22 protein-coding genes are annotated in these 22,380 nt (G+C 61.5%); 12 read left to right on the plus strand and 10 right to left on the minus strand.

The genetic code is table 11. The annotated features are described in order from the left end of the window. Positions 1 to 8: 8 nt before the first annotated feature. The 3 genes from K0H47_RS21955 to K0H47_RS21965 all read right to left on the minus strand — a co-directional run bounded on the left by K0H47_RS21955 (position 9) and on the right by K0H47_RS21965 (position 2,388). Positions 9 to 977: a 2-dehydro-3-deoxygalactonokinase gene (locus tag K0H47_RS21955; RefSeq protein ID WP_219273614.1), complete on the minus strand. Its 969-nt coding sequence runs from the start codon at positions 975 to 977 to the stop codon at positions 9 to 11. 102 nt (positions 978 to 1,079) lie between these two features. After that, positions 1,080 to 1,406: a DOPA 4,5-dioxygenase family protein gene (locus K0H47_RS21960; protein WP_177025274.1), complete on the minus strand. Its 327-nt coding sequence runs from the start codon at positions 1,404 to 1,406 to the stop codon at positions 1,080 to 1,082. A gap of 31 nt (positions 1,407 to 1,437) precedes the next feature. After that, positions 1,438 to 2,388 (minus strand): choline sulfate utilization transcriptional regulator, encoded by a 951-nt coding sequence (locus K0H47_RS21965; RefSeq protein WP_219273616.1) that lies wholly within the window; start codon positions 2,386 to 2,388, stop codon positions 1,438 to 1,440. Between the two features lie 103 nt (positions 2,389 to 2,491). On the opposite strand from K0H47_RS21965, the gene betC reads away from it, so the two are divergent. The 3 genes from betC to K0H47_RS21980 all read left to right on the plus strand — a co-directional run bounded on the left by betC (position 2,492) and on the right by K0H47_RS21980 (position 6,676). Further along, positions 2,492 to 4,006, plus strand: coding sequence for a choline-sulfatase (gene betC / locus K0H47_RS21970; protein WP_177069838.1), 1,515 nt, complete (start codon positions 2,492 to 2,494; stop codon positions 4,004 to 4,006). A 16-nt stretch (positions 4,007 to 4,022) separates the two neighbouring features. Then, positions 4,023 to 4,943: a choline ABC transporter substrate-binding protein gene (gene choX / locus K0H47_RS21975; RefSeq protein ID WP_177069839.1), complete on the plus strand. Its 921-nt coding sequence runs from the start codon at positions 4,023 to 4,025 to the stop codon at positions 4,941 to 4,943. Positions 4,944 to 5,107: 164 nt separating this feature from the next. Continuing rightward, positions 5,108 to 6,676 carry a SulP family inorganic anion transporter gene (locus tag K0H47_RS21980; RefSeq protein WP_219273618.1) on the plus strand — a complete coding sequence of 523 codons (1,569 nt, stop codon included), beginning with the start codon at positions 5,108 to 5,110 and terminating at the stop codon, positions 6,674 to 6,676. 112 nt (positions 6,677 to 6,788) lie between these two features. On the opposite strand, the gene aroE is transcribed toward K0H47_RS21980, so the two are convergent. After that, positions 6,789 to 7,607, minus strand: a complete 819-nt coding sequence (aroE, locus tag K0H47_RS21985; protein ID WP_219273620.1) for a shikimate dehydrogenase — start codon at positions 7,605 to 7,607, stop codon at positions 6,789 to 6,791. Then, positions 7,607 to 8,536 carry an oxygen-dependent coproporphyrinogen oxidase gene (gene hemF, locus K0H47_RS21990; RefSeq protein ID WP_003213625.1) on the minus strand — a complete coding sequence of 310 codons (930 nt, stop codon included), beginning with the start codon at positions 8,534 to 8,536 and terminating at the stop codon, positions 7,607 to 7,609. Before hemF ends, aroE begins: the two co-directional genes overlap by 1 nt. Before the next feature lie 158 nt (positions 8,537 to 8,694). Here hemF and K0H47_RS21995 point away from each other — a divergent pair, with 158 nt between their 5' ends. Continuing rightward, a complete protein-coding gene (locus tag K0H47_RS21995; protein WP_003213623.1) occupies positions 8,695 to 9,672 on the plus strand; it encodes an NADPH:quinone reductase in 978 nt (325 codons plus the stop codon). 140 nt (positions 9,673 to 9,812) lie between these two features. Here the strand turns inward: K0H47_RS21995 and K0H47_RS22000 are convergent, their stop codons facing one another. From K0H47_RS22000 to K0H47_RS22010, 3 genes are all read right to left on the minus strand, one after another. Continuing rightward, on the minus strand, positions 9,813 to 10,370 hold the full coding sequence (locus K0H47_RS22000) for an L-threonylcarbamoyladenylate synthase (RefSeq protein WP_003213622.1): 558 nt from the start codon (positions 10,368 to 10,370) through the stop codon (positions 9,813 to 9,815). A 54-nt stretch (positions 10,371 to 10,424) separates the two neighbouring features. Next, complete coding sequence (gene dprA / locus K0H47_RS22005; RefSeq protein ID WP_063033735.1) at positions 10,425 to 11,519, minus strand: DNA-processing protein DprA; 1,095 nt, start codon at positions 11,517 to 11,519, stop codon at positions 10,425 to 10,427. A 63-nt stretch (positions 11,520 to 11,582) separates the two neighbouring features. Further along, the gene (locus K0H47_RS22010) at positions 11,583 to 12,371 is read right to left on the minus strand and encodes a peptidoglycan-binding protein (RefSeq protein WP_219273626.1); all 789 of its coding nucleotides are present in this window, start codon (positions 12,369 to 12,371) and stop codon (positions 11,583 to 11,585) included. Between the two features lie 150 nt (positions 12,372 to 12,521). Here K0H47_RS22010 and def point away from each other — a divergent pair, with 150 nt between their 5' ends. From def to K0H47_RS22035, 5 genes are read left to right on the plus strand one after another with little or no spacing between them, the layout of a single operon-like run. Beyond that, positions 12,522 to 13,028, plus strand: coding sequence for a peptide deformylase (gene def, locus K0H47_RS22015; RefSeq protein WP_003213617.1), 507 nt, complete (start codon positions 12,522 to 12,524; stop codon positions 13,026 to 13,028). A gap of 57 nt (positions 13,029 to 13,085) precedes the next feature. Further along, positions 13,086 to 14,045, plus strand: a complete 960-nt coding sequence (gene fmt, locus K0H47_RS22020) for a methionyl-tRNA formyltransferase (RefSeq protein WP_219273628.1) — start codon at positions 13,086 to 13,088, stop codon at positions 14,043 to 14,045. Continuing rightward, positions 14,042 to 15,352: a 16S rRNA (cytosine(967)-C(5))-methyltransferase RsmB gene (gene rsmB / locus K0H47_RS22025; RefSeq protein WP_219273629.1), complete on the plus strand. Its 1,311-nt coding sequence runs from the start codon at positions 14,042 to 14,044 to the stop codon at positions 15,350 to 15,352. The genes fmt and rsmB overlap by 4 nt, the downstream gene beginning before the upstream one ends. A gap of 22 nt (positions 15,353 to 15,374) precedes the next feature. Beyond that, positions 15,375 to 16,748 carry a Trk system potassium transporter TrkA gene (gene trkA, locus K0H47_RS22030; RefSeq protein WP_219273631.1) on the plus strand — a complete coding sequence of 458 codons (1,374 nt, stop codon included), beginning with the start codon at positions 15,375 to 15,377 and terminating at the stop codon, positions 16,746 to 16,748. An 18-nt stretch (positions 16,749 to 16,766) separates the two neighbouring features. Next, entirely contained in the window at positions 16,767 to 17,078 is a 312-nt protein-coding gene (locus K0H47_RS22035) for a tetratricopeptide repeat protein (RefSeq protein WP_063033739.1), read from the plus strand. 129 nt (positions 17,079 to 17,207) lie between these two features. Here the strand turns inward: K0H47_RS22035 and K0H47_RS22040 are convergent, their stop codons facing one another. Together K0H47_RS22040 and K0H47_RS22045 are read right to left on the minus strand one after the other, a co-directional pair. Then, the gene (locus K0H47_RS22040) at positions 17,208 to 18,095 is read right to left on the minus strand and encodes a lysophospholipid acyltransferase (protein ID WP_003213605.1); all 888 of its coding nucleotides are present in this window, start codon (positions 18,093 to 18,095) and stop codon (positions 17,208 to 17,210) included. A gap of 40 nt (positions 18,096 to 18,135) precedes the next feature. Continuing rightward, positions 18,136 to 18,693, minus strand: a complete 558-nt coding sequence (locus K0H47_RS22045) for a DNA-3-methyladenine glycosylase I (protein WP_063033740.1) — start codon at positions 18,691 to 18,693, stop codon at positions 18,136 to 18,138. Positions 18,694 to 18,774: 81 nt separating this feature from the next. Here K0H47_RS22045 and glyQ point away from each other — a divergent pair, with 81 nt between their 5' ends. The 3 genes from glyQ to gmhB are packed head-to-tail and all read left to right on the plus strand — an operon-like array spanning position 18,775 to position 22,318. Next, positions 18,775 to 19,728 carry a glycine--tRNA ligase subunit alpha gene (glyQ, locus tag K0H47_RS22050; protein WP_003213601.1) on the plus strand — a complete coding sequence of 318 codons (954 nt, stop codon included), beginning with the start codon at positions 18,775 to 18,777 and terminating at the stop codon, positions 19,726 to 19,728. Beyond that, on the plus strand, positions 19,725 to 21,779 hold the full coding sequence (gene glyS / locus K0H47_RS22055) for a glycine--tRNA ligase subunit beta (RefSeq protein ID WP_063033741.1): 2,055 nt from the start codon (positions 19,725 to 19,727) through the stop codon (positions 21,777 to 21,779). Before glyQ ends, glyS begins: the two co-directional genes overlap by 4 nt. Then, complete coding sequence (gene gmhB / locus K0H47_RS22060; RefSeq protein ID WP_172834592.1) at positions 21,779 to 22,318, plus strand: D-glycero-beta-D-manno-heptose 1,7-bisphosphate 7-phosphatase; 540 nt, start codon at positions 21,779 to 21,781, stop codon at positions 22,316 to 22,318. Before glyS ends, gmhB begins: the two co-directional genes overlap by 1 nt. Positions 22,319 to 22,380 lie beyond the last annotated feature (62 nt).

Below are 22,380 nucleotides of genomic sequence, written 5' to 3' on the forward strand. Positions count from 1 at the left end.
GCCTCTCGTCAGGTTGCAGGCAGCAGCCCCGCCGCCATGGCCAGCTGCCAAAGGCCACGCTCGGTAGCCTCCTGTGCCAGGGTCACGTGGGGGAAGCCACAAAGTTGGAGTGCACGCTGGTAGCGGGTGCAGAGTTGGGTGGTGCCCACCAGAACGATGTCGCGCTGCTGGGCAGGCTGGCGGGTGCGCAGGCCCATGAGTTCGTGGCCGATCATCAGGCCGGACAAATAGTCGGGCTGCTCGTCGGGCGCCAGCTCGCCGGTCAATCCCAGGGTGCGGGCGCTGAACAAGTTCGACAACAGCCCGGCCTGACCGTCCACCGACAGCGCCACCTGCACGCCGCGATCAAAAGCGGCCGCCTGGAACGCTTCGGAAGGGCGCTGGGTGCGCCCCAAAATGCTGTGTTGGCTGAGCACGGCAAACAGCTCGCCGGTCATGAAGGTGTCAAAGTGGGTGATGCAGCCTTCCACCACCTCCACCCACTTGGAATGGCTGCCCGGCAGGCCGATCAATACGTCGCGCCCGGTATGGGCAGACAGGCTTTGCAGCACGCCAAGCACCTGGGTTTCTTCACCGCGCATCACATTGGGCAAGGCGCCGCGTTGAATCACGCCGGGAACGATGTGCACCGCTGCGCCCCGCAGGCTGCGCACCACATGCAGCGCCTGGCCGAGGGTAGAGACGTCGGCCGGGGTGTCGCGGTAAGCCGCTTCGCTCCAGCCCTGGGCGCTGCCGACCATGCCGCAGGCGATAACGGGAAGGTCGGGCTGGGTGTCGAGCCAGTCACCGCAGGCTGCGTCGAATGCCAGCTCGAACCCGTTGCTGCTGCGAACCCCGGCAATGTCCCGGGGTTCGGTGGGCAGGTGCATGATCCCCGACGCCAAGGTGCGCCGTTCGATCACGACGCCTGCCGGGCCGAGCTTGTAAGCACGAAGGGAACTGGTTCCCCAATCGAGCGCGATCAATTGCGCCTGCATCGCTTCACCTGAGTGTTCTGAGCGGATGAGGCGAATATAAACCCAAGACCGGCAAAGTCTCAATATATAAATATCAGTCCCATATATAGGGAATATATGAACTTAGAATATCGACAGGTCTAGCGTGCGCATCGGCCCCATCCAGATCGCATGGTCGGTGTGGTCCTTGAGGTCATCACCGGTGGTCGGGTGCAGGAACACCACCAGGCCGTTGCGGTTGAGGGCCAGCCACGGCAATACGACGCCGATGTATTCAGGCTCGAACGCCAACTGGCAGCTCCAGTCCGGGTGCGGGCCCACCGGGCGTTCATGCACCCGGCCCATGCGCAGCGGGAACATTTGCGCGGCGTCCTCGCAGAGTTTGCGCGCCTGGTCGATGGTGTTGGCGTCGAAGTAGATATGGGCGTGGTAGCCCTTGATACGTTGCATGACAGGCTCCGGCCTCAATGATCGGCAAATCCTAGACCGCAATGGACGGCAGGGCCAGGCCGGTCAGTGATTGTGCGCTGCTGGCTTGCTCGGTCATCAACCAGTCGACGAAACGTTCGATCAACTGGCTGCGACGTTTGCGCTGGGGCAGCACCACGTAATAGCCGAAGCGTGAGATCACGGTGTCGCCAATCGGCCGGCACAGCCACTTTTGCTCGAGCAAGTTATCCACAAGGTGGCGCCAGCCGATGGCCACGCCCTGGCCGGCAATCGCGGCCTGGATCAACAATGTGTAATTGTCGAAACGCAGTTGGCCCGGGGTAGGCGCCGTGGTGATGCCCAGCTCGCGAAACACGCCACTCCAGTCGAACCACTGGTTGTTGTTTTGCTGGCGCAGGTGCAGCAAGGGAAACTCCAACAGGCTCTGCACTGGCAGCGGCGCGCTGCGGTCCTGGAGCAACTGCGGGCTGCACACCGGAAACACTTCCTCGTTGAACAGCCAGAGGCTGTCGCCCTGCTTGAAACGGCCGTCGCCGAACAACACCGCCACATCGATATCGCTGCGCAACGCGGCGTGATTGCGCTCGCTGGTGACCAGGCTCACGTCCACCTGCGGGTTCGCCTCGTGGAAACGATGCAGGCGCGGCATCAGCCAATAAGCGGCGAACGCAAAGTCGGTCGCCACTTGGAGTACTTCGTGCTGGTCCTGCTCGGCAATCGCGCTCAGCCCCTGGTTGATGCTCTGCAAACCGGCCTGCACCTGCTCGAACAACAGGGCGCCCGCGTCGGTCAGTTCGATGCCACGGTAAATGCGATCAAACAGGCGCACCTTCAGCTGTTCTTCCAGGCGCTTGATCTGCTGGCTGATGGCCGGCTGGGTGGTGCCCAGTTCCATCGCCGCCGCCGTAAAGCTGCGTTGGCGCGCTGCGGCTTCAAATGCGCGCAGCAGGTCGAGTGACAGGTTACCGAGGGATTCATACATAAGCTGGGCTTATCCTAGACATTGCTTCTCATGGGCTTTACCACGATTTCCATGGCCTGCATGCTCATTCGCATAAACGTTGACTATGGAATGCCGCGAAACCATGAAGCGCAAGAACATTCTTTTTATCATGGCCGATCAGATGGCCGCGCCGATGCTTCCATTCTACGGTCCTTCGCCTATCAAACTGCCGAACTTGAGTCGCCTCGCCGCTGAGGGCGTGGTGTTCGACGCCGCTTACTGCAACAGTCCGCTGTGCGCGCCATCGCGTTTTACCCTGGTGAGTGGGCAGTTGCCGAGCAAGATCGGCGCCTACGACAACGCGGCCGATTTCCCCGCCGACGTGCCGACTTATGCCCACTACCTGCGTCGCCTCGGCTACCGCACCGCGCTGTCGGGCAAGATGCATTTTTGCGGCCCCGACCAGCTCCACGGTTATGAAGAGCGCCTGACCAGTGATATCTACCCGGCCGACTATGGCTGGGCGGTGAACTGGGATGAGCCGGACGTGCGTCCCACCTGGTACCACAACATGGCGTCGGTGCTGCAAGCCGGGCCATGCGTGCGCACCAACCAGCTGGATTTCGACGAAGAGGTGGTGTTCAAGGCCCAGCAGTATCTGTTCGACCATATCCGCGAGGACGGCGACCAGCCGTTCTGCCTGACCGTGTCGATGACCCACCCACACGACCCGTACACCATTCCCAAGCCGTTCTGGGACCTGTACGAAGACAACGACATCCCGTTGCCTGCAACGCCACCACAAGCAGATCTCGACCCTCACTCCCAACGCCTGCTCAAGGTCTATGACCTGTGGGACAAGCCGCTGCCGGTGAACAAGATCCGCGATGCGCGCCGCGCCTACTTCGGTGCGTGCAGCTACATCGACAGCAACGTCGGCAAGCTGCTGCAAACCCTGGAAGACACCGGCCTGGCCGACGACACCATCATCATCTTCTCCGGCGACCACGGCGACATGCTCGGCGAGCGCGGGCTCTGGTACAAAATGCACTGGTTTGAAATGGCCGCCCGGGTGCCGCTGCTGATCAGCGCGCCGGGGCAGTTTGCGGCGGGCCGCGTGACGGCTGCCGTGTCCACCGCCGACCTGCTGCCCACCCTGGTGGAACTGGCCGGCGGCCAACTCGACGCCAACCTGCCACTGGACGGACGCTCGCTGGTCTCGCACTTGCAAGGGCAGGGCGGGCACGACGAAGTGTTCGGCGAGTACATGGCCGAGGGCACCATCAGCCCGCTGATGATGATCCGGCGGGGCGCCTACAAGTTCATCTACAGCGAGGACGATCCTTGCCTATTGTTCGATGTGCACAACGACCCGCACGAGCGGGAAGAACTCAGCCAGTCACCGGAACACCGGCCACTGTTCGAGGCGTTTTTGAGTGAGGCGCGGGCCAAGTGGGACATCCCGGCGATCCACCAGCAGGTGCTCGCCAGCCAACGCCGTCGCCGCCTGGTATTCGAGGCGCTGACCCAAGGCAAGCTGAAGAGCTGGGACCACCAGCCACTGGTAGACGCCAGTCAGCAATACATGCGCAACCATATCGACCTCGACGATCTGGAGCGCAAGGCACGTTTTCCACAACCCTGCCAAAACCAATAAAACTGAGGGGAAGGCCATGCAAAAGTTATCCACCGTGTTGAGCGTTGCGCTGCTGGCATTGAGCAGTGCCGGCGCCTACGCGGACTCAAGCTGCGACACCGTGAAGATGGCCGATCCGGGCTGGAGCGATATCGCCGCCACCAATGCCATTACCGGTTTCCTGTTGAACGGCATGGGCTACAAGGCCAAGGTCGACACCCTTGCGGTGCCGATCACCTTTGGCGGGCTCAAGGACGGCCAGGTGGATGTGTTCCTGGGTAACTGGATGCCGGCGCAGCAGGGCTTCTACGACAAGTTCGTGGCCAATGGCGATGTGGTGCAACTGGCGAAAAACCTCGATGGCACCGAGTTCACCCTCGCCGTGCCGGATTATGTGTGGGACGCCGGGGTGCATGATTTTGCCGACCTGAACACGTTTGCCGACAAGTTCGACAAGAAGATCTACGGCATCGGTTCGGGTGCGCCGGCGAACATCTCGTTGCAGGAAATCATCAAGAAAAACGACTTCGACCTGGGCCAGTGGAAGCTGATCGAGTCCAGTGAACAGGCGATGCTGGCCGAAGTGTCCCGGGCGGTGAAGAAGCAGAAGTTCGTGACCTTCCTCGGCTGGACGCCACACCCGATGAACGTGCAGCTGAAGATGCATTACCTCAAGGGCGGGGAAAAGTACTTTGGTGACACCGGCAGCGTGTATACCTTGACTCGCAAAGGGTATGCGCAGGCCTGCCCGAATGTGGGCAAATTGCTGACCAACCTGAGTTTCACCCAGGAGATGGAGAACGCCATCATGGCGGAGGTGGTGAACAAGAAGGTGAGCAACGCTGATGCGGCGAAGGCCTGGATCAAGGCAAATCCGGCGGTGCTGGAGAAGTGGCTGGACGGGGTTAAAACCGTCGACGGTCAAGATGCGCTGGCCGCCGTAAAAGCCAAACTCTAACGCTTCATGTGGGAGCTGGCTTGCCTGCGATGGCATCACCGCGGTGTCTCTGTGAGACCGCGGCGCCTGGATCGCGGGCAAGCCCGGCTCCCACAGTAAGCGGACTCCCACAGTGCGGCGTTTGTCCTGATACCCTGATCCAAACCTATCAATCCGAGCCCTCAATGCCCTGGCCCAACCGCCACAAACTCTTCCCCTTCCTCAGCTGGCTCCCGCGCCAAACCCGCGCCAGCGTCGGGCGAGATGCAATCGTTGGGCTGAGCGGTGCAGTCCTGGCATTACCGCAATCCATTGCCTACGCGCTGATCGCCGGTCTCCCACCGGAGTACGGCCTGTACGCCGCGATCATCCCGGTATTGATCGCCTGCTTGTGGGGCTCTTCCTGGCACCTGATCTGCGGTCCTACCGCCGCGATTTCCATCGTGCTCTACGCCAGTGTCAGCCCGCTGGCCGTGCCCGGGTCCCAGGACTACATCACGCTCATCCTGTTGCTGACCTTCCTGGCCGGCGTTTTCCAATGGCTGCTGGGGATGCTGCGCTTCGGTGCCCTGGTGAACTTCGTTTCACATTCAGTGGTGCTCGGCTTCACCCTCGGCGCGGCGGTGGTAATCGCCTTGGGGCAATTGCCCAATCTGTTGGGGCTGGACCTGCCCAGCCAGGCCACGGCGATCAACAGCCTGCTGGCGCTGATCAACCATGCCGGGGAATGGAATCACCCGTCACTGATGCTCGGGCTCGGGACCTTGCTGGTGGGTGTACTGCTGAAACTCTGGGTGCCGCGCTGGCCCACACTGCTGATCGCGCTGGCCTTGGGTAGCCTCACCCCATGGCTATGGCCGGCGATGTTCGGGCAGGTGGCGTTGGTCAGTTCATTTGTTGGCAAACTGCCGCCGTTCAGCCCGCTGCCGATGGACTTGGACTTGGTCCTGCGCCTGCTGCCGAGTGCCGTGGCGGTGGGCATGCTGGGGCTGGTGACCAGCCTGTCGATTGCGCGCTCACTGTCGGCCCGCTCCCAGCAATTGCTCGATGCAAATCAGGAAGTGCGCGCCCAGGGTTTATCCAACATCGTCGGCGGATTTTTCTCCGGGTACTTGTCGGCGGGCTCCTTCACCCGGTCGGGTCTGAGTTATGAGGCAGGCGCCTGTTCGCCGCTGGCGGGGGTGTTTTCCGCACTGTGGGTGACGTTGTTCGCGCTGTTCGGTGCGGCATTGATCGCGCATATCCCGATCCCGAGCATGGCCGCCAGCATCCTGCTGATTTGCTGGGGGTTGGTGGACCATCGCGGTATTCGGGCGTTGTTCCGGGTCAGCCGCGCAGAGTTTGCGGTGATGAGCCTGACCTGCATTGCCACGCTGTTGCTGGAGTTGCAGACGGCGATTTACGCCGGGGTGCTGGCGTCGCTGTTTTTCTACCTCAAGCGCACCTCGCAACCGCGGGTCCAGCAATGGCGTGACGGTGAGGACGATGTGCTGCGGGTCGGCGGGTCGATCTTTTTCGGCGCCAGCCATTACCTGCAAGTACGGCTGCAAAGCCTGCACGGTCAGCGGGTGGTGATCGAGGCACAGCAGATCAACTTTATCGACTATTCCGGAGTGGAGATGCTGCACCAGGAAGCGCGCCGATTGAACGGATTGGGGCGCAGCCTGGCGTTGCGCAAGGCTCGGCAACAGGTGGTGGAGGAATTGAAGAAACTGGAAGGGGGCGATAAATGCCCCATCCATTTCGAAGACTGAACACGGTTGAAAATGTGGGAGCTGGCTTGCCTGCGATAGCGGTGTATCAGTGCCAAGTGTGTAGCTGACCCACCGCTATCGCAGGCAAGCCAGCTCCCACATTTGGATTGCGTCAGGCCAGTTGGCTACGCAATTCAGCCAGCACCGGCGCCGAATCCGGGCGTACACCGCGCCACAGGAAGAACGCTTCCGCGGCCTGTTCCACCAGCATCCCCAGGCCATCCATCGCCACCGCGGCGCCTTGTTCACTGGCCCAGCGGCAGAAAGCCGTAGGCTCTTTGCCGTACATCATGTCGTAGCAAAAAGTCTTTCCGGGTTCGATCAGGCTGCCCGCAATCGGCGGTACATCACCTGACAGGCTGGCGGAGGTGGCGTTGATGATCAGGTCCACCGGCTCACGCAGCCAGTCGAAACCGCTGGCGGACACCGGGCCGAGGTCGTCGAACAGTTCGGCGAGCAATTCGGCCTTTTCCACAGTGCGGTTGGCGATGATCAGCGAAGCCGGCTGCTCAGCCAGCAACGGCTCCAACGCACCGCGCACCGCACCACCGGCGCCCAGCAGCAGGATGCGTTTGCCTTGCAGGCCGAACCCGGCATTCACCGTCAAATCCCGCACCAGGCCGGCGCCGTCGGTGTTGTCTCCCAACAGGCTGCCATCGGCAAGCTTGCTCAGGGTATTCACCGCGCCGGCCCGTTGGGCGCGTTCGGTCAGGGTGCTGGCCAGTCGATAGGCCTCTTCCTTGAACGGGACGGTGACGTTGGCACCGCGGCCTTGTGCGAAAAATGCTTTCGCACAGCCGGTGAAATCATCCAGTGGTGCGAGCAAGGTGCTGTAGTCCAGTTGCTCACCAGTTTGTTCAGCGAACAGACGGTGAATCAGAGGCGACTTGCTGTGGCCAATGGGGTTGCCGAAGACGACATAACGATCCATCAAACCGCCGCCTTGGGCAGCACGCCCAGCCAGTCGCGATCTTGCAGGAAATAATCGGTGAGACGCGCTTCTTCGCTGTCCGGTGCGGCCTTCCAGTCGTAGCTCCAGCGCACCTGCGGTGGCAGCGACATCAGAATCGACTCGGTGCGCCCGCCTGATTGCAGGCCGAACAGGGTGCCACGGTCGTAGACCAGGTTGAACTCGACGTAGCGGCCACGGCGGAATTCCTGGAACTCACGCTGCTGCTCGGTATAGGCCATGGCCTTGCGGCGCTGGACGATTGGCAGGTAGGCGTCGATGTAGGCATCGCCGATGGCGCGCATGAAGGCGAAGCTGGTGTCGAAGTCCCACTCGTTCAAATCATCGAAGAACAAACCGCCGATGCCCCGGGGTTCGTTGCGGTGCTTGATGTGGAAGTAGGTGTCGCACCAGGCCTTGTAGCGCGAATAAACGTCCGGGCCAAACGGCGCGCAGGCCTGCTCGGCGACGCGGTGCCAGTGGATGCAGTCTTCTTCGTTGCCGTAGTAGGGCGTCAGGTCGAAGCCGCCACCGAACCACCATACCGGCTCTTCGCCTTCTTTTTCAGCGATGAAAAACCGTACGTTGGCGTGGGAAGTCGGCACATGCGGGTTGTGCGGGTGGATCACCAGCGACACGCCTAGGGCTTCAAAACCGCGACCGGCCAATTCCGGGCGATGCGCGCTGGCGGACGGTGGGAGGCCGCTGCCAAACACGTGGGAAAAATTAACGCCGCCTTTTTCGATCACCGAACCGTTTTCGATCACACGGGTACGACCACCGCCGCCGGCAGGCCGGGTCCAGGCGTCTTCGATAAAGCGAGTGTCCGTCTCAAAGGTTTCCAGGGCGCTGCAAATGCGGTCTTGCAGGTCGAGCAGGTAGGCTTTGACAGCCTCGGTGCGGGTAGTCATGACATCACCTTGAATCGGGCAAAGCTACGCGAGGCCATTGGGCGTCGGCGGCAAATGGGCGCACAGGATACCACTGCACCCACTACTGCCACAGTTGACGAAGATCAAGCTTAGGAGTCCGATAGGGGGCTACGCGAAATGACTTAAGGAGAGTGCAGATGGCCAAACGTATCCAGTTCCGTGCCCATGGCGGCCCCGAAGTACTTGAGTATGTGGACTACACCCCCGCAGAACCCGGCCCGCAGCAGGTTCGCGTGCAGAACAAGGCCATTGGCCTGAACTTCATCGACACGTATTTCCGCAGCGGCCTGTACGCACCACCGGCCTTGCCGTCGGGTCTGGGCGCTGAAGGCGCTGGCGTGGTTGAGGCGGTGGGTAGCGAAGTCACTCAATTCAAGGTCGGTGATCGCGTGGCTTATGGCAGCGGCCCGCTGGGTGCCTACAGCGAATTGCATGTGCTGCCGGCTGCCAACCTGGTGCACCTGCCGGACGACATCAGCTTCGAACAGGCTGCCGGGGCGATGCTCAAGGGCCTGACCGTGCAATACCTGCTGCGCCAGACCTATGAGTTGAAGGGCGGCGAAACCATTCTGTTCCACGCCGCTGCCGGTGGCGTGGGCTCGCTGGCGTGCCAATGGGCCAAGGCCCTGGGCGTGAAGTTGATCGGTACCGTCAGCTCGCCGGAAAAAGCGGCGCTGGCCAAATCTCTCGGTGCCTGGGAAACCATCGACTACAGCAAGGAAAATGTCGCACAACGCGTGCTGGAACTGACTGACGGCAAGAAGTGCCCAGTGGTGTACGACGGCGTAGGCAAGGACACCTGGCTCACCTCGCTGGACAGCGTGGCGCCACGCGGGTTAGTGGTGAGTTTTGGGAATGCTTCGGGGGCTGTGGATGGGGTTAACCTGGGGATTCTGGCGGCCAAGGGCTCGCTGTATGTCACCCGGCCGACTTTGGCGACCTATGCCAACAACCCGGAAAACCTGCAGGCGATGGCGGATGATCTGTTTTCGATGATCATCAGTGGCAAGTTGCAGATTGATATTAATCAGCGGTTTTCGCTGGGGGATGCGGCGAAGGCGCAGATTGAGTTGTCGGCGCGGCGCACTACCGGGTCGACCATTCTGCTGCCTTAGGGCTTTAGGTCTCTGGGGCCTGTAAGGGCCTCATCGCGGGCAAGCCCGGCTCCCACTGGAGTCTGCGGTGAACATAAATTTTGTGTTCGCTGCAGATCAGTGTGGGAGCCGGGCTTGCCCGCGATGGCCGTGACTCGGTCTTAAGACGGCCGCACAACCTCACCCGTTGCCAGATCCCGAATCAGACTCGGATTCTTCCGCCCCCCAAGATTCCCGCCCAACACTAGATCCACCTGCCCACGGAAATACTGCTCCACACGAATCCGCGTGCGCGCCGCCGGGCGGCCCTGTGGGTTGGCCGAGGTGGAAATCAATGGCCCGACCAGCGAGCACAGATCCCGCACTTGCGGATGATCAGTAACCCGCAACGCCACCGTGTCATGCACCCCGGTAATCCACTCGGGCAACAAATCCTGATGGGGCACCAGCCACGTATTGGGACCCGGCCAGGTACTGGCCATGCGGTCCATCCACTCATCAGGAAAGTCTTCGAAGAGAAAATCGAACTGACGGATGTTGTCAGCAATCAGGATCAGCCCCTTATCCACAGACCGGCCCTTGATCGCCAGCAACCGATCCACGGCCTCTTCGTTCCAAGGGTCACAGCCCAGGCCCCAGACCGCCTCGGTTGGATAGGCAATCACCGCGCCTGCGCGAATTTCTCGTGCGGCCTCTCGCACACGCCACCTGTTGACCATTGCTCACTCTCCGGACTAAAGCTCTGCGCAGTTTACCGATCTTCGTTACAAAACCTAGCCGCGCGCAAGCCAGCGCCCGCTTTCGCAGATTACCCGGCCTTCCAGCTCGAGTTCCGTCAGGCTGGCCAGCACCTCGGACAAGGCCCTTCCGCTGGCAATCGCCAGGGCTTCACTGGTGTGGGGCGCCGCGTGCAACAGCGCCACCAGTGGGTGAGTGACCGCAATCGGTGCCGGGCGGGACAGTGCCTGCCAGCCGCGCAGGTTTTCGAGGATGTGTTCAATGGTTTCCACCAGCACCGCACCATCTCGAATCAATTGATGGCAGCCTTTGGCTCCAGGGTGATGGATCGACCCGGGGATGGCGTATACCTCGCGGCCTTGCTCCGCCGCCAGGCGTGCGGTGATCAGCGAACCGCTGGCCATGCTGGCCTCCACCACCAGCACCCCAAGGGACAGGCCACTGATAATACGGTTGCGGCGTGGGAAGTTGCCGGCCTGGGGCGGGGCGTCCAACGGAAACTCGGAAACCACGGCGCTGCCTTGGGCAATCATCGCTTCGGCCAGGCGTCGGTGGCGCTGTGGATAAAAGTTTTCGAGCCCGGTGCCCAGCACGCCGATTGTATGTCCACCAACATCCAACGCCGCCTGGTGAGCAGCGCCATCGATACCCAGGGCAAGGCCGCTGGTGATGACAAAACCGGCACTGGCCAGGCTGCGGGAAAACGCGGCGGCGGTGTCCATTCCTGGCCTGGAGGCACGACGGCTGCCGACCATCGCCAATTGCGGTTTTTCCAGAATCGCCGGGTTGCCGGCGACGAATAATAGCGGGGGCGCGTCATCCAATTCTGCGAGCAATGCCGGGTAGTCGGGTTGGTCCCACATCAGCAAATGCTGGGCCGGACGCTCCAGCCAGGCCAATGCCGCACTGGCGCCATCACGTACTTCCTCGCAACGCCTGGCATCGGCGCTGGCCACCTTGAGGCCTAGAGAACGCCAGGCACTGGCCGGTGCGCTGATGGCTTTTGACGCAGAACCAAAGGCCTCGATAAGTTTTTTAAAGCCCTTGGGACCCAGTTCCGGCAGCCTGTGCAAGCGTAGTCGGGCTTCCAGTTCTGCTGGGGAAATTTCACGGTCATTCGTCGGTAACATTTGATCGTCCTTGATCGGAACAAGCTGTGGATAACTCTGTTGGTAACTTATTTAGCAACCTAATTATTGCCTTTGATCAGGCGCCTCAAAACGGTCCATTACCGCCAGCGAACGCGATGCGCCGAGCACCAGGCCGTAGCTGAGCTTTTCGTAGGTGCGGAACACTACCAGCGTCCCGGCAGGCTCATCAGGCATCTTCACCGGAACGCCGGTCACTCTGTCCCGAACGGTTTCACCGGCTTTCACCACGGCCAGCAAATGACCTTCCATCAGCCCGTCACGGCGGCCCTTGTTCAACGTCACGGCATCCAGCACGCCGATCTGCGTCACGCCCCGGGGCACGTCGATGATTTGCCCGGCAATGGCGCGGGCAGGCCACTGAACCACCAGGCTGGCCAGGTCCGTGGGTGCTTGCTGGCTGAGCAACCGGTCCCCGGGACGCACCTCCTGGGTCACCCGCTGCACACCCAATGTGCTGACGTCGCCCGCTGTAACAAAACGTGCGGTGCCTATGTCATCAGCGTTGATGCCCAGCCATTCCTGGCTATCGGGGTCGGTATAAGCCTTGCCCGGGCGGAAGATCCCGTAGCTTTGCACGGCAGGGTCCAAGGCCCCACGCGCATAAACACGTTCGCCATTGGCGCCCAATACTCGGCCGGCATCTGCTGCAACAATATAGGGAGCGTGGTCCAGTTCCTGGGGCGTATCGAGAATGCGGTTGTGCAGTAAAAAGCGCTGAATGGCTTGTTGCGTATGAAGCGGCAGCGGTTGACCCGCCTGTGGAAAGCTCGCGGGAACCTGGCCAACAACGGCCTGGGCCCACAGCAGCAAGACGAGTAGCGATTTCCTCATGGGGTGAATCTCCTTTATTATGTGCATTCGCGTGAAACGCCTTGGCCTTCGTGGCTTTCGGACGTTTTCCCACGGCACTTATTCCGGCACATCAAGGGTCCATCCCCGGCGCCGACTTGCCTTTACCTCACATGTGCAGCAATTACGCTTATGGCTATTTTGAACATCCTCGAATTTCCGGACTCACGCCTGCGCACCATTGCCAAGCCAGTGGCCGTAGTGGACGCCAAGGTTCGTCAGTTGGTCGATGACATGTTTGAAACAATGTATGAAGCCCCGGGTATCGGCCTCGCCGCGACCCAGGTCGACGTGCATCAGCGCGTCGTGGTCATGGACCTGTCCGAAGACCGCAGCGAGCCTCTGGTGTTTATCAACCCTGAGTTCGAAACCCTGACCGACGAGATGGGCCAGTATCAGGAAGGCTGCCTGTCGGTACCTGACTTCTATGAGAACGTCGACCGTCCCCAGCGCGTCAAGATCAAGGCCCTGGACCGTGACGGCAAGCCGTTCGAGATGATTGCCGAAGGCCTGCTGGCGGTGTGCATCCAACACGAATGCGACCACCTCAACGGCAAGCTGTTTGTCGATTACCTGTCCACGCTTAAACGCGACCGGATCAAGAAGAAGCTGGAAAAGAAGCATCGCCAGCAAGCTTGATTCCCTTCTTTCAAAGGCTTGCTCCGGCAAGCCTTTTTCTTTTGTGAGACGTTTCCCATGACCGAGCCACTGCGCATCGTTTTTGCCGGCACCCCCGAATTCGCCGCCGAACACCTCAAGGCCCTGCTCGCCAGCCCGTATGAAATCGTGGCGGTCTACACCCAGCCCGATCGCCCGGCCGGTCGTGGGCAAAAGCTGATGCCCAGCCCGGTCAAGCAGCTTGCACTTGAGAACAACATTGTCGTGCTGCAGCCGCCAACCCTGCGCAACGCCGACGCCCAGGCAGAACTGGCTGCGCTGAAGCCGGACCTGCTGGTGGTGGTGGCCTACGGCTTGATCCTGCCCCAGGCCGTGCTGGATATCCCGCGCCTGGGTTGCATCAACAGCCACGCCTCGCTGCTGCCTCGCTGGCGCGGTGCGGCACCGATCCAACGGGCCGTTGAAGCCGGTGACGCCGAAAGTGGTGTGACCGTAATGCGCATGGAAGCGGGCCTGGACACAGGCCCGATGCTGTTGAAAGTCACCACCCCGATCACCGCTGAAGACACCGGTGGCAGCCTGCACGATCGCCTCGCCGAAATGGGCCCGCCGGCCGTAGTCCAGGCCATCGCCGGCCTGGCTGCTGGCACCCTGGAAGGCGAAGTGCAGGACGACAGCCTCGCCACCTACGCCCACAAATTGAACAAGGATGAAGCCCGCATCGACTGGAGTCGTCCGGCCGTTGAGCTGGAACGCCTGGTACGCGCCTTCCACCCGTGGCCGATCTGCCACAGCACCCTCAATGGTGAAGCCCTGAAAGTATTGGCCGCCACCTTGGCCGATGGAAAAGGTGCCCCCGGCGAGATTATCGGCGCCAGCAAAGACGGCCTGTTGGTAGCGTGCGGTGAACAGGCGCTGTGCCTGACCCGTCTGCAACTGCCCGGCGGCAAGGCGCTGAACTTCAGCGATTTGTTCAACAGCCGTCGTGAGAAATTTGCCGTCGGCATCGTCCTCGGCCAAGCGGTAGACACCCTATGAACCCACGTCTGGCCGCCGCCAAGGCCCTGGCCGCCGTACTCAACGGCAAGGCTTCCCTCAACAGTTCGTTGCCGACCCAGCTGGATAAAGTCGAAGACCGCGATCGCGGCTTCACCCAGGACCTGGCTTTCGGCACCGCCCGCTGGCAGCCGCGGTTGTCGGCGCTGGCGGCCAAGCTGCTGCAAAAGCCGTTCAAGGCCGCAGATGCCGATGTCGAGGCGCTGCTGCTGGTGGGTCTCTATCAACTGCTCTACACCCGCGTCCCGGCCCACGCGGCCATCGGCGAAACCGTCGGTTGCGCCGACAAGCTGAAAAAGCCTTGGGCCAAGGCCCTGCTCAACGCCGTGCTGCGCCGCGCCCAGCGCGAAAGCGAAGCGCTGCTGGCCGAGCTGGAACATGACCCGGTGGTGCGTACCGCTCACCCGCGCTGGCTGCAAAAATCCCTGAAGGCATTCTGGCCCGAGCAATGGGAAGCCATCTGCGCCGCCAACAACGCGCACCCGCCGATGATCCTGCGGGTGAACCGCCGTCATCACACTCGCGATGCGTATCTCGCGCTGCTTGGCGAAGCCGGCGTAGCAGCTACGGCCTGTGTCTACAGCCAGGACGGCATCGTTCTTACAGAACCGGGCGATGTCCGTAATCTGCCCGGGTTCGCCGAAGGCTGGATCAGCGTGCAGGACGAAGCCGCGCAACTGGCCGCCGATCTGCTGGACTTGGCGCCTGGCCAACGCGTACTGGACGCCTGTTGCGCCCCCGGCGGCAAGACCTGCCACATCATGGAAGTACAAGCAGACCTGGCCGGCGTCGTCGCCGTCGACCTGGAAGCCAAGCGCCTGGTGCGCGTGCGGGAAAACCTCGCGCGCCTGGGCCTGAGCGCCGAACTGATCGCCGCCGATGGCCGCGACACCGCCACCTGGTGGGACGGCAAGCCCTTCCAGCGCATCCTGCTGGACGCACCGTGTTCCGCCACCGGCGTGATCCGCCGCCACCCGGACATCAAGCTGACCCGCCAACCCGACGACATCGCCGCCCTGGCCGTGCTGCAAGGTGAATTGCTGGACGCGTTGTGGCCGACCCTCGAAGTCGGCGGCATCCTGCTCTATGCCACCTGCTCGACGCTGCCCACCGAAAACACCGAAGTCATCGATGCCTTCCTGGCCCGCACCAGCGGCGCACGGGAACTGGACCTCGACATCCAGGCCGGGATCAAGCAGCCTCATGGCCGCCAGTTGCTGGCCCAGGAAGGCGGCCACGACGGGTTCTATTACGCCAAGCTGATCAAGATTGCCGCCGCTCGCGGCTGAATGGTTTTAAGGGAGTGACCGGATGAAAATCATCATCCTCGGCGCAGGGCAGGTCGGCGGTACGCTGGCCGAGCATTTGGCCAGCGAAGCCAACGACATCACCGTGGTCGACACCGACGCGGAGCGCCTGCGGGATTTGGGCGACCGCCTGGATATCCGAACCGTACAAGGCCGTGCCTCGTTTCCTACGGTGCTGCGCCAGGCCGGTGCCGACGATGCCGACATGCTGGTGGCGGTCACCAACAGTGACGAGACCAACATGGTCGCCTGCCAGGTCGCCCACACCCTGTTCCACACCCCGACCAAAATCGCCCGGGTACGTGAGGCGGCCTACCTGACCCGCGCCGGGCTGTTCGACAACGACGCGATCCCGGTGGACGTGCTCATCAGTCCGGAACAGGTGGTGACCCACTACATCAAGCGCCTGATCGAACACCCAGGCGCCTTGCAGGTGATCGACTTTGCCGAAGGCAAGGCGCAACTGGTGGCGGTCAAGGCCTACTACGGCGGGCCGTTGGTGGGCCAGCAACTGCGCCAGTTGCGCCAGCACATGCCCAACGTCGAGACACGGGTGGCGGCGATCTTCCGTCGCGACCGGCCGATCCTGCCTCAGGGCGATACGGTGATCGAAGCCGACGACGAAGTATTTTTCATCGCCGCCAAGGCGAATATTCGCGCGGTGATGAGTGAAATGCGCCGTCTGGATGAGACCTACAAACGCATCGTCATCGCGGGTGGCGGGCAGATCGGCGAGCGCCTGGCCGAGGCCATCGAAAGCCGCTATCAGGTGAAGATTATCGAGATGAATCCGGCACGCTGCCGGTATTTGTCCGACACCCTCGACAGCACCGTGGTCCTGCAAGGCAGTGCCTCGGACCGTGACCTGCTGCTGGAAGAAAACATCGCCGACGCCGACATCTTCCTGGCGCTGACCAACGATGACGAAGCCAACATCATGTCGTCGTTGCTGGCCAAGCGGCTGGGGGCGAAGAAGGTGATGACCATCATCAACAACCCGGCCTATGTCGACCTGATCCAGGGCGGCGATATCGACATCGCCATCAGCCCGCAACTGGCAACCATCGGCACCTTGCTGGCCCACGTGCGGCGCGGCGATATCGTCAGTGTGCACTCGTTGCGCCGAGGCGCGGCGGAAGCCATCGAGGCGATTGCCCACGGCGACTCGAAGTCGAGCAAGGTGATTGGCAAGGCGATCCGCGATATCGGCCTGCCACCGGGTACAACCATTGGCGCAATCATTCGCGATGAAGAAGTGATCATCGCCCACGACGACACGGTGATCGCCACCGGCGACCATGTGATTCTGTTCCTTGTGGATAAAAAACATATCCGCGATGTGGAGAAACTGTTCCACGTGGGCCTGAGCTTTTTCTGATCAAACGGAGTGACCGACATGCTCGAATCCCTGGAAAAAATGCTCGCCAAGGGTGTGGATAATTCACTGCTGCGGTTTGGTTTGGGCAAGGGTTATCTGGATCTGAAGGACAACGCGAAGGCGGCGGAGCATTTGCAGAAGTGCGTCGAGTTTGATCCGAAGTATTCGGCGGCGTGGAAGCTGTTAGGCAAGGCGCAGTTGGGGCAGGGTGATAGTGCTGCGGCGCGGTTGGCTTGGGAGCAGGGGATTACAGCGGCCCAGGCCCATGGCGACAAGCAGGCCGAAAAAGAAATGACGGTGTTCCTGAAGAAACTCGACCGCCAAGCCTGAAGAGACTCCTGTGGGAGCTGGCTTGCCTGCGATGCAGGCAACTCGGTCCTTCAGTTACACCGAGGTGATGCCATCGCGGGCAAGCCAGCTCCCACACTGGATCTGCAGGGGTCTACAGATCGACGTACATCAGTACCACCGCGCCTCACCCGGCGGGCGTTTCTTGAAGCGCTTCATGCTCCACATGTACTGGCTTGGGTAAGCCCCCACATACCGCTCAACCACCTTGCTCATCGCCGCACATGAAGTGGCTGTGTCGGTGCTGTACATATCTTCCGGCGCCGCTTCCAGGATCACTTTGTAGCCCGAGCCATCTGGCAGCCGCAGGGCATGCAGGAACACTCCGACCGCCTTGTGCCCCGCCAACATGTTCGGCACGAACTTGCTGGTCAGCGCCTGGGTGGCGAAGAACGGCACGAAGATCCCGGCGGACTCTGCCGGCTCCGGATCCGCAGGAATCCCCACCTGGCCGCCTTTGCGCACTTCCTTGATGACACTGAGGATGCCTTCCTTGGTGGACGCCGCCACGCGGTTACCCAGTTGCACCCGCTGTTTGCGCAGCAAGTCATCCACCGCCTTGAGCTTCGGCGGGCGGTAGAAAATGATCGGTTTGCACTGGCTGCAATAGAAGTGGTTCAACACTTCCCAGTTGCCAAGGTGGCTGGTGATGCCAACCACGCCTTTACCCGAGGCCAGAGCTTCGTGCAGCACTTCCAGGCCTTCGACTTCACGCACCAGGTCGATGGAACGCTGAGCCGGCCAGATCCAGGCGCAGGCGCTTTCGGTCAGGGACTTGCCGATGTCCATCAGGCTGCGTCCCACCAGGCGCTCGCGCTCGGCCGGGTCCATGTCGGGGAAGCATTTGGACAGGTTGATCCGCACCGTTTCGCGGGAGCGGTTGGGGGTTTTCCACATGATCCAGCCAATCGCCGAACCGACCGCTTGCACCGCGCGCCAAGGCAGCAGGGCAAACAACCGAAGAGCGCCTACCAGCAAGGCGCCTTTAAACTTTTCCACAGGTCACTCCTGATCGTGTGTGGTGCGCAAAACCGCCATTCTAACCGGCGTTGGCCAGGTCCGCGTAACGGTCGCAGTCCTGAGTGTGGTCCATGACCATGCCCGAGGCCTGCATGAACGCGTAGCAGATGGTGGGTCCGACGAACGTAAAGCCGGCTTTTTTCAGGGCTTTGCTCATCGCTTCCGCTTCAGGCGTAATCGCGGGAACCTGGCTGCGATCCTTGAAATGATTGACCTTGGGCACGCCGCCGACAAACGACCAGAGCCACCCCACAGGATCCTCCAGCGTCAGCCAGGCGGCGGCATTGCGTCGGGTGGCATTGAGTTTCAGGCGGTTACGCACGATGCCCGGATCGAGCATCAGCGCTTCAATCTCGGCATCGCTCAGTTGGGCCAAACGCTGTGCATCAAATCCAAACAAGACCTTTCGATAGTGCTCGCGTTTGCGTAAAACGGTGATCCAGGACAGGCCCGCCTGGAACCCTTCGAGCAAAAGCAACTCGAACAGTCCCTGCGCATCGCGCAGCGGCGTTCCCCACTCCTGATCGTGATAAGCCATGTACAGCGGATCTTCAGAACACCAAAAGCAGCGTGGCATAAGGCTCCAGGGGATGGTGGCGCGGCCGAATCGGGTATACTCCCGCTCTTTAAATCGCAGCCCAAGTAACAGGTGAATTTCGTGAGCCAGCCTACGCCAGCCGTGCGTACCTTCCAAGACTTGATCCTCGCCCTCCAGCAATACTGGGCCGAGCAAGGTTGTGTGGTACTTCAGCCCTACGATATGGAAGTAGGCGCCGGCACTTTCCACACCGCTACCTTCCTGCGGGCCATTGGCCCGGAAACCTGGAACGCCGCTTATGTGCAGCCCAGTCGTCGCCCGACTGACGGCCGCTACGGCGAAAACCCGAACCGCCTGCAGCACTACTACCAGTTCCAGGTGGTACTGAAGCCGAACCCGGACAACTTCCAGGAGCTGTACCTGGGCTCGCTGAAACATGTCGGCCTGGACCCGCTGGTCCACGACATCCGTTTCGTCGAAGACAACTGGGAATCGCCAACCCTGGGCGCCTGGGGCCTGGGCTGGGAAGTCTGGCTCAATGGCATGGAAGTGACGCAATTCACTTACTTCCAGCAAGCCGGTGGCATCGAGTGCTACCCGGTGACCGGCGAGATCACCTACGGTCTCGAGCGCCTGGCCATGTACCTGCAAGGCGTAGATTCGGTCTACGACCTGGTGTGGGCTGACGGCCCGTTCGGCAAGGTGACCTATGGCGATGTGTTCCACCAGAACGAAGTGGAGCAGTCGACCTACAACTTCGAACACGCCAACGTCGAGAAACTGTTCGAGCTGTTCGACTTCTACGAAAGCGAAGCCAAGCGCCTGATCGAACTGGATCAGCCGTTGCCGTTGCCAAGCTATGAAATGGTTCTGAAGGCATCCCACACCTTCAACCTGCTGGATGCTCGCCGTGCCATCTCGGTCACCGCGCGCCAGCAATACATCCTGCGTGTACGCACCCTGGCGCGCTCCGTCGCCCAAGCCTACCTGCTGGCTCGCGCCAAGCTGGGCTTCCCGATGGCAACCCCGGATCTGCGTGATGAAGTGTTGGCTAAGCTGGAGGCTGCACAATGAGTGCTCAAGATTTCCTGGTTGAACTGGGCACCGAAGAGCTGCCACCCAAGGCACTGAACACCCTGGCCGACGCGTTTCTGGCCGGTATCGAAAAAGGCCTGCAAACCGCTGGCCTGAAGTTCGCAGCGAAGAAGGTCTACGCCGCACCGCGTCGCCTGGCGGTGTTGCTCACCGCGCTGGAAACCCAGCAGCCGGACCGCAGCATCAACCTCGACGGCCCGCCACGCCAGGCCGCTTTCGATGCTGAAGGCAACCCGACTCAAGCCGCCCTTGGTTTTGCCAAGAAATGTGGCGTCGAGCTGAGCGAGATCGACCAGAGCGGCCCGAAACTACGCTTCAGCCAGGTCATCACCGGTAAGCCGACTGCCAGCCTGTTGCCGACCATCGTTGAAGATTCCCTGAACGACCTGCCTATCCCGAAGCGCATGCGCTGGGGTGCGCGCAAGGAAGAGTTCGTGCGTCCAACCCAATGGCTGGTGATGCTGCTCGGTGACCAAGTCATCGACTGCACCATCCTCGCCCAGAAGGCCGGCCGTGATTCCCGTGGTCACCGCTTCCACCATCCTGAAGCCGTGCGCATCACCTCGCCGGCCAACTACGCCGCTGACCTGCGTGCCGCCTACGTGCTGGCCGATGCTAATGAGCGTCGCGAGCTGATCAGCAAGCGCACCGAAGAGCTGGCCCGCCAGCAGGAAGGCACCGCCATCGTGCCGCCAAGCCTCCTGGACGAAGTGACCGCTTTGGTTGAATGGCCAGTGCCGCTGGTGTGCTCGTTCGAGGAACGTTTCCTCGACGTGCCGCAGGAAGCACTGATCACCACCATGCAGGACAACCAGAAGTACTTCTGCCTGCTGGACGTCGACGGCAAGTTGCTGCCTCGGTTCATCACCGTGGCCAACATCGAAAGCAAGGACCCGCAGCAGATCATCGCCGGTAACGAGAAAGTCGTCCGCCCGCGCCTGACTGACGCCGAGTTCTTCTTCAAGCAAGACAAAAAGCAGAAGCTCGAAGACTTCAACCTGCGCCTGCAAAACGTGGTGTTCCAGGAAAAACTCGGCAGCGTCTACGACAAGGCCGTGCGCGTCTCCAAGCTGGCCGCCTACATCGCGCCACGCATTGGTGGCGATGCTGCCTGGGCTGCGCGTGCCGGCCTGCTGTCCAAGTGCGACCTGGCCACCGAGATGGTCGGCGAGTTCCCGGAGATGCAAGGTGTTGCCGGTTACTACTACGCCCTGAATGACGGCGAGCCGGAGGACGTCGCCCTGGCGCTGAACGAACAGTACATGCCGCGCGGTGCTGGCGCCGAGCTGCCGACCACCCTCACCGGTGCGGCCGTGGCCATCGCGGACAAGCTGGATACCCTCGTCGGTATCTTCGGTATCGGCATGTTGCCTACCGGCAGCAAAGACCCGTATGCCCTGCGCCGTGCGGCCCTGGGTGTGCTGCGGATCCTGATCGACAAGAAGCTCGACCTCGACCTGACCCAGGCCGTGGTGTTCGCTGTCGGCCAGTTCGGTGCCAAGGTCAAGCAAGCGGGCCTGGCCGAGCAAGTGCTGGAGTTCGTGTTCGACCGCCTGCGTGCGCGTTACGAAGACGAAGGCGTGGACGTTTCGGTGTACCTGTCGGTACGTGCCCTGCAACCGGGTTCGGCGCTGGACTTCGACCAGCGCGTACAAGCCGTTCAGGCCTTCCGCAAGCTGCCGGAAGCCGGTGCCCTGGCCGCGGTGAACAAGCGCGTGTCGAACCTGCTGAGCAAGGCCGACAACCTCGGCAATGCCGAAGTCGACCCAGGCCTGTTTGCCGATGCCAAGGAGTTCTCGCTGAACTCGGCCATCGCCAAGGCAGAAAACGCAGTGAAGCCGCTGATCGCCGAACGTAACTACGCCGAAGCACTGGCGCGCCTGGCCACCTTGCGTGAGCCGGTGGATGCGTTCTTCGAAGCGGTGATGATCAATGCCGAAGATGCGGGTGTGCGGAAAAATCGCTACGCCATGCTGGCGCGTCTGCGTGGCTTGTTCATCAATATCGCTGACATTTCCGTACTGGGCTGATCATGTTGAAACTGCTGATTCTCGATCGGGACGGAGTGATCAATTACGACTCCGACGCTTACATCAAATCGGTGGCGGAATGGATTCCACTGCCCGGCTCGATCGAGGCCATCGCGCAGTTGAGCAAAGCGGGCTGGACGGTGGCTATCGCAACCAACCAGTCCGGCATCGCCCGCGGCTACTACGACATCGCCACCCTCGACGCCATGCACGCGCGCCTGCGCGCACTCGTGGCCGAGCAGGGCGGTGAAGTAGGGCTGGTGGTGTATTGCCCGCACGGCCCGGATGAAGGCTGCGATTGCCGCAAGCCCAAACCGGGTATGCTTAAAACTATTGCTGAACATTACAACGTGCCATTGGCTGGTCTATGGTTTGTCGGGGACAGCCTCGGTGACCTGGAAGCTGCCAAAGCCGTCGACTCTCAGCCAGTTTTGGTAAAAACCGGGAAAGGCGAAAAGACCCAGGCTAAAACCCTGCCGGTAGGTACCTTGATTTTTGACGATCTGGCGGCGGTTGCCGCAGAACTTATCAACAACTAGCAGCACTTCTGACTTCCTGACCAAGGATTGTTCGGGAGCGCGCTTTTAACAGGCGGGCGTTG

Origin of the sequence: Pseudomonas sp. Xaverov 83 (genome assembly GCF_019352905.1) — a bacterium.
Classification (GTDB): domain Bacteria; phylum Pseudomonadota; class Gammaproteobacteria; order Pseudomonadales; family Pseudomonadaceae; genus Aquipseudomonas; species Aquipseudomonas yamanorum.

Coding starts and splice junctions, on each gene's coding strand:
- K0H47_RS21955 (WP_219273614.1), bottom strand. CDS start 977: ATGCAGGCGCAATTGATCGCGCTCGATTGGGGAACCAGTTCCCTTCGT.
- K0H47_RS21960 (WP_177025274.1), bottom strand. CDS start 1,406: ATGCAACGTATCAAGGGCTACCACGCCCATATCTACTTCGACGCCAAC.
- K0H47_RS21965 (WP_219273616.1), bottom strand. CDS start 2,388: ATGTATGAATCCCTCGGTAACCTGTCACTCGACCTGCTGCGCGCATTT.
- betC (WP_177069838.1), top strand. CDS start 2,492: ATGAAGCGCAAGAACATTCTTTTTATCATGGCCGATCAGATGGCCGCG.
- choX (WP_177069839.1), top strand. CDS start 4,023: ATGCAAAAGTTATCCACCGTGTTGAGCGTTGCGCTGCTGGCATTGAGC.
- K0H47_RS21980 (WP_219273618.1), top strand. CDS start 5,108: ATGCCCTGGCCCAACCGCCACAAACTCTTCCCCTTCCTCAGCTGGCTC.
- aroE (WP_219273620.1), bottom strand. CDS start 7,607: ATGGATCGTTATGTCGTCTTCGGCAACCCCATTGGCCACAGCAAGTCG.
- hemF (WP_003213625.1), bottom strand. CDS start 8,536: ATGACTACCCGCACCGAGGCTGTCAAAGCCTACCTGCTCGACCTGCAA.
- K0H47_RS21995 (WP_003213623.1), top strand. CDS start 8,695: ATGGCCAAACGTATCCAGTTCCGTGCCCATGGCGGCCCCGAAGTACTT.
- K0H47_RS22000 (WP_003213622.1), bottom strand. CDS start 10,370: ATGGTCAACAGGTGGCGTGTGCGAGAGGCCGCACGAGAAATTCGCGCA.
- dprA (WP_063033735.1), bottom strand. CDS start 11,519: ATGTTACCGACGAATGACCGTGAAATTTCCCCAGCAGAACTGGAAGCC.
- K0H47_RS22010 (WP_219273626.1), bottom strand. CDS start 12,371: ATGAGGAAATCGCTACTCGTCTTGCTGCTGTGGGCCCAGGCCGTTGTT.
- def (WP_003213617.1), top strand. CDS start 12,522: ATGGCTATTTTGAACATCCTCGAATTTCCGGACTCACGCCTGCGCACC.
- fmt (WP_219273628.1), top strand. CDS start 13,086: ATGACCGAGCCACTGCGCATCGTTTTTGCCGGCACCCCCGAATTCGCC.
- rsmB (WP_219273629.1), top strand. CDS start 14,042: ATGAACCCACGTCTGGCCGCCGCCAAGGCCCTGGCCGCCGTACTCAAC.
- trkA (WP_219273631.1), top strand. CDS start 15,375: ATGAAAATCATCATCCTCGGCGCAGGGCAGGTCGGCGGTACGCTGGCC.
- K0H47_RS22035 (WP_063033739.1), top strand. CDS start 16,767: ATGCTCGAATCCCTGGAAAAAATGCTCGCCAAGGGTGTGGATAATTCA.
- K0H47_RS22045 (WP_063033740.1), bottom strand. CDS start 18,693: ATGCCACGCTGCTTTTGGTGTTCTGAAGATCCGCTGTACATGGCTTAT.
- glyS (WP_063033741.1), top strand. CDS start 19,725: ATGAGTGCTCAAGATTTCCTGGTTGAACTGGGCACCGAAGAGCTGCCA.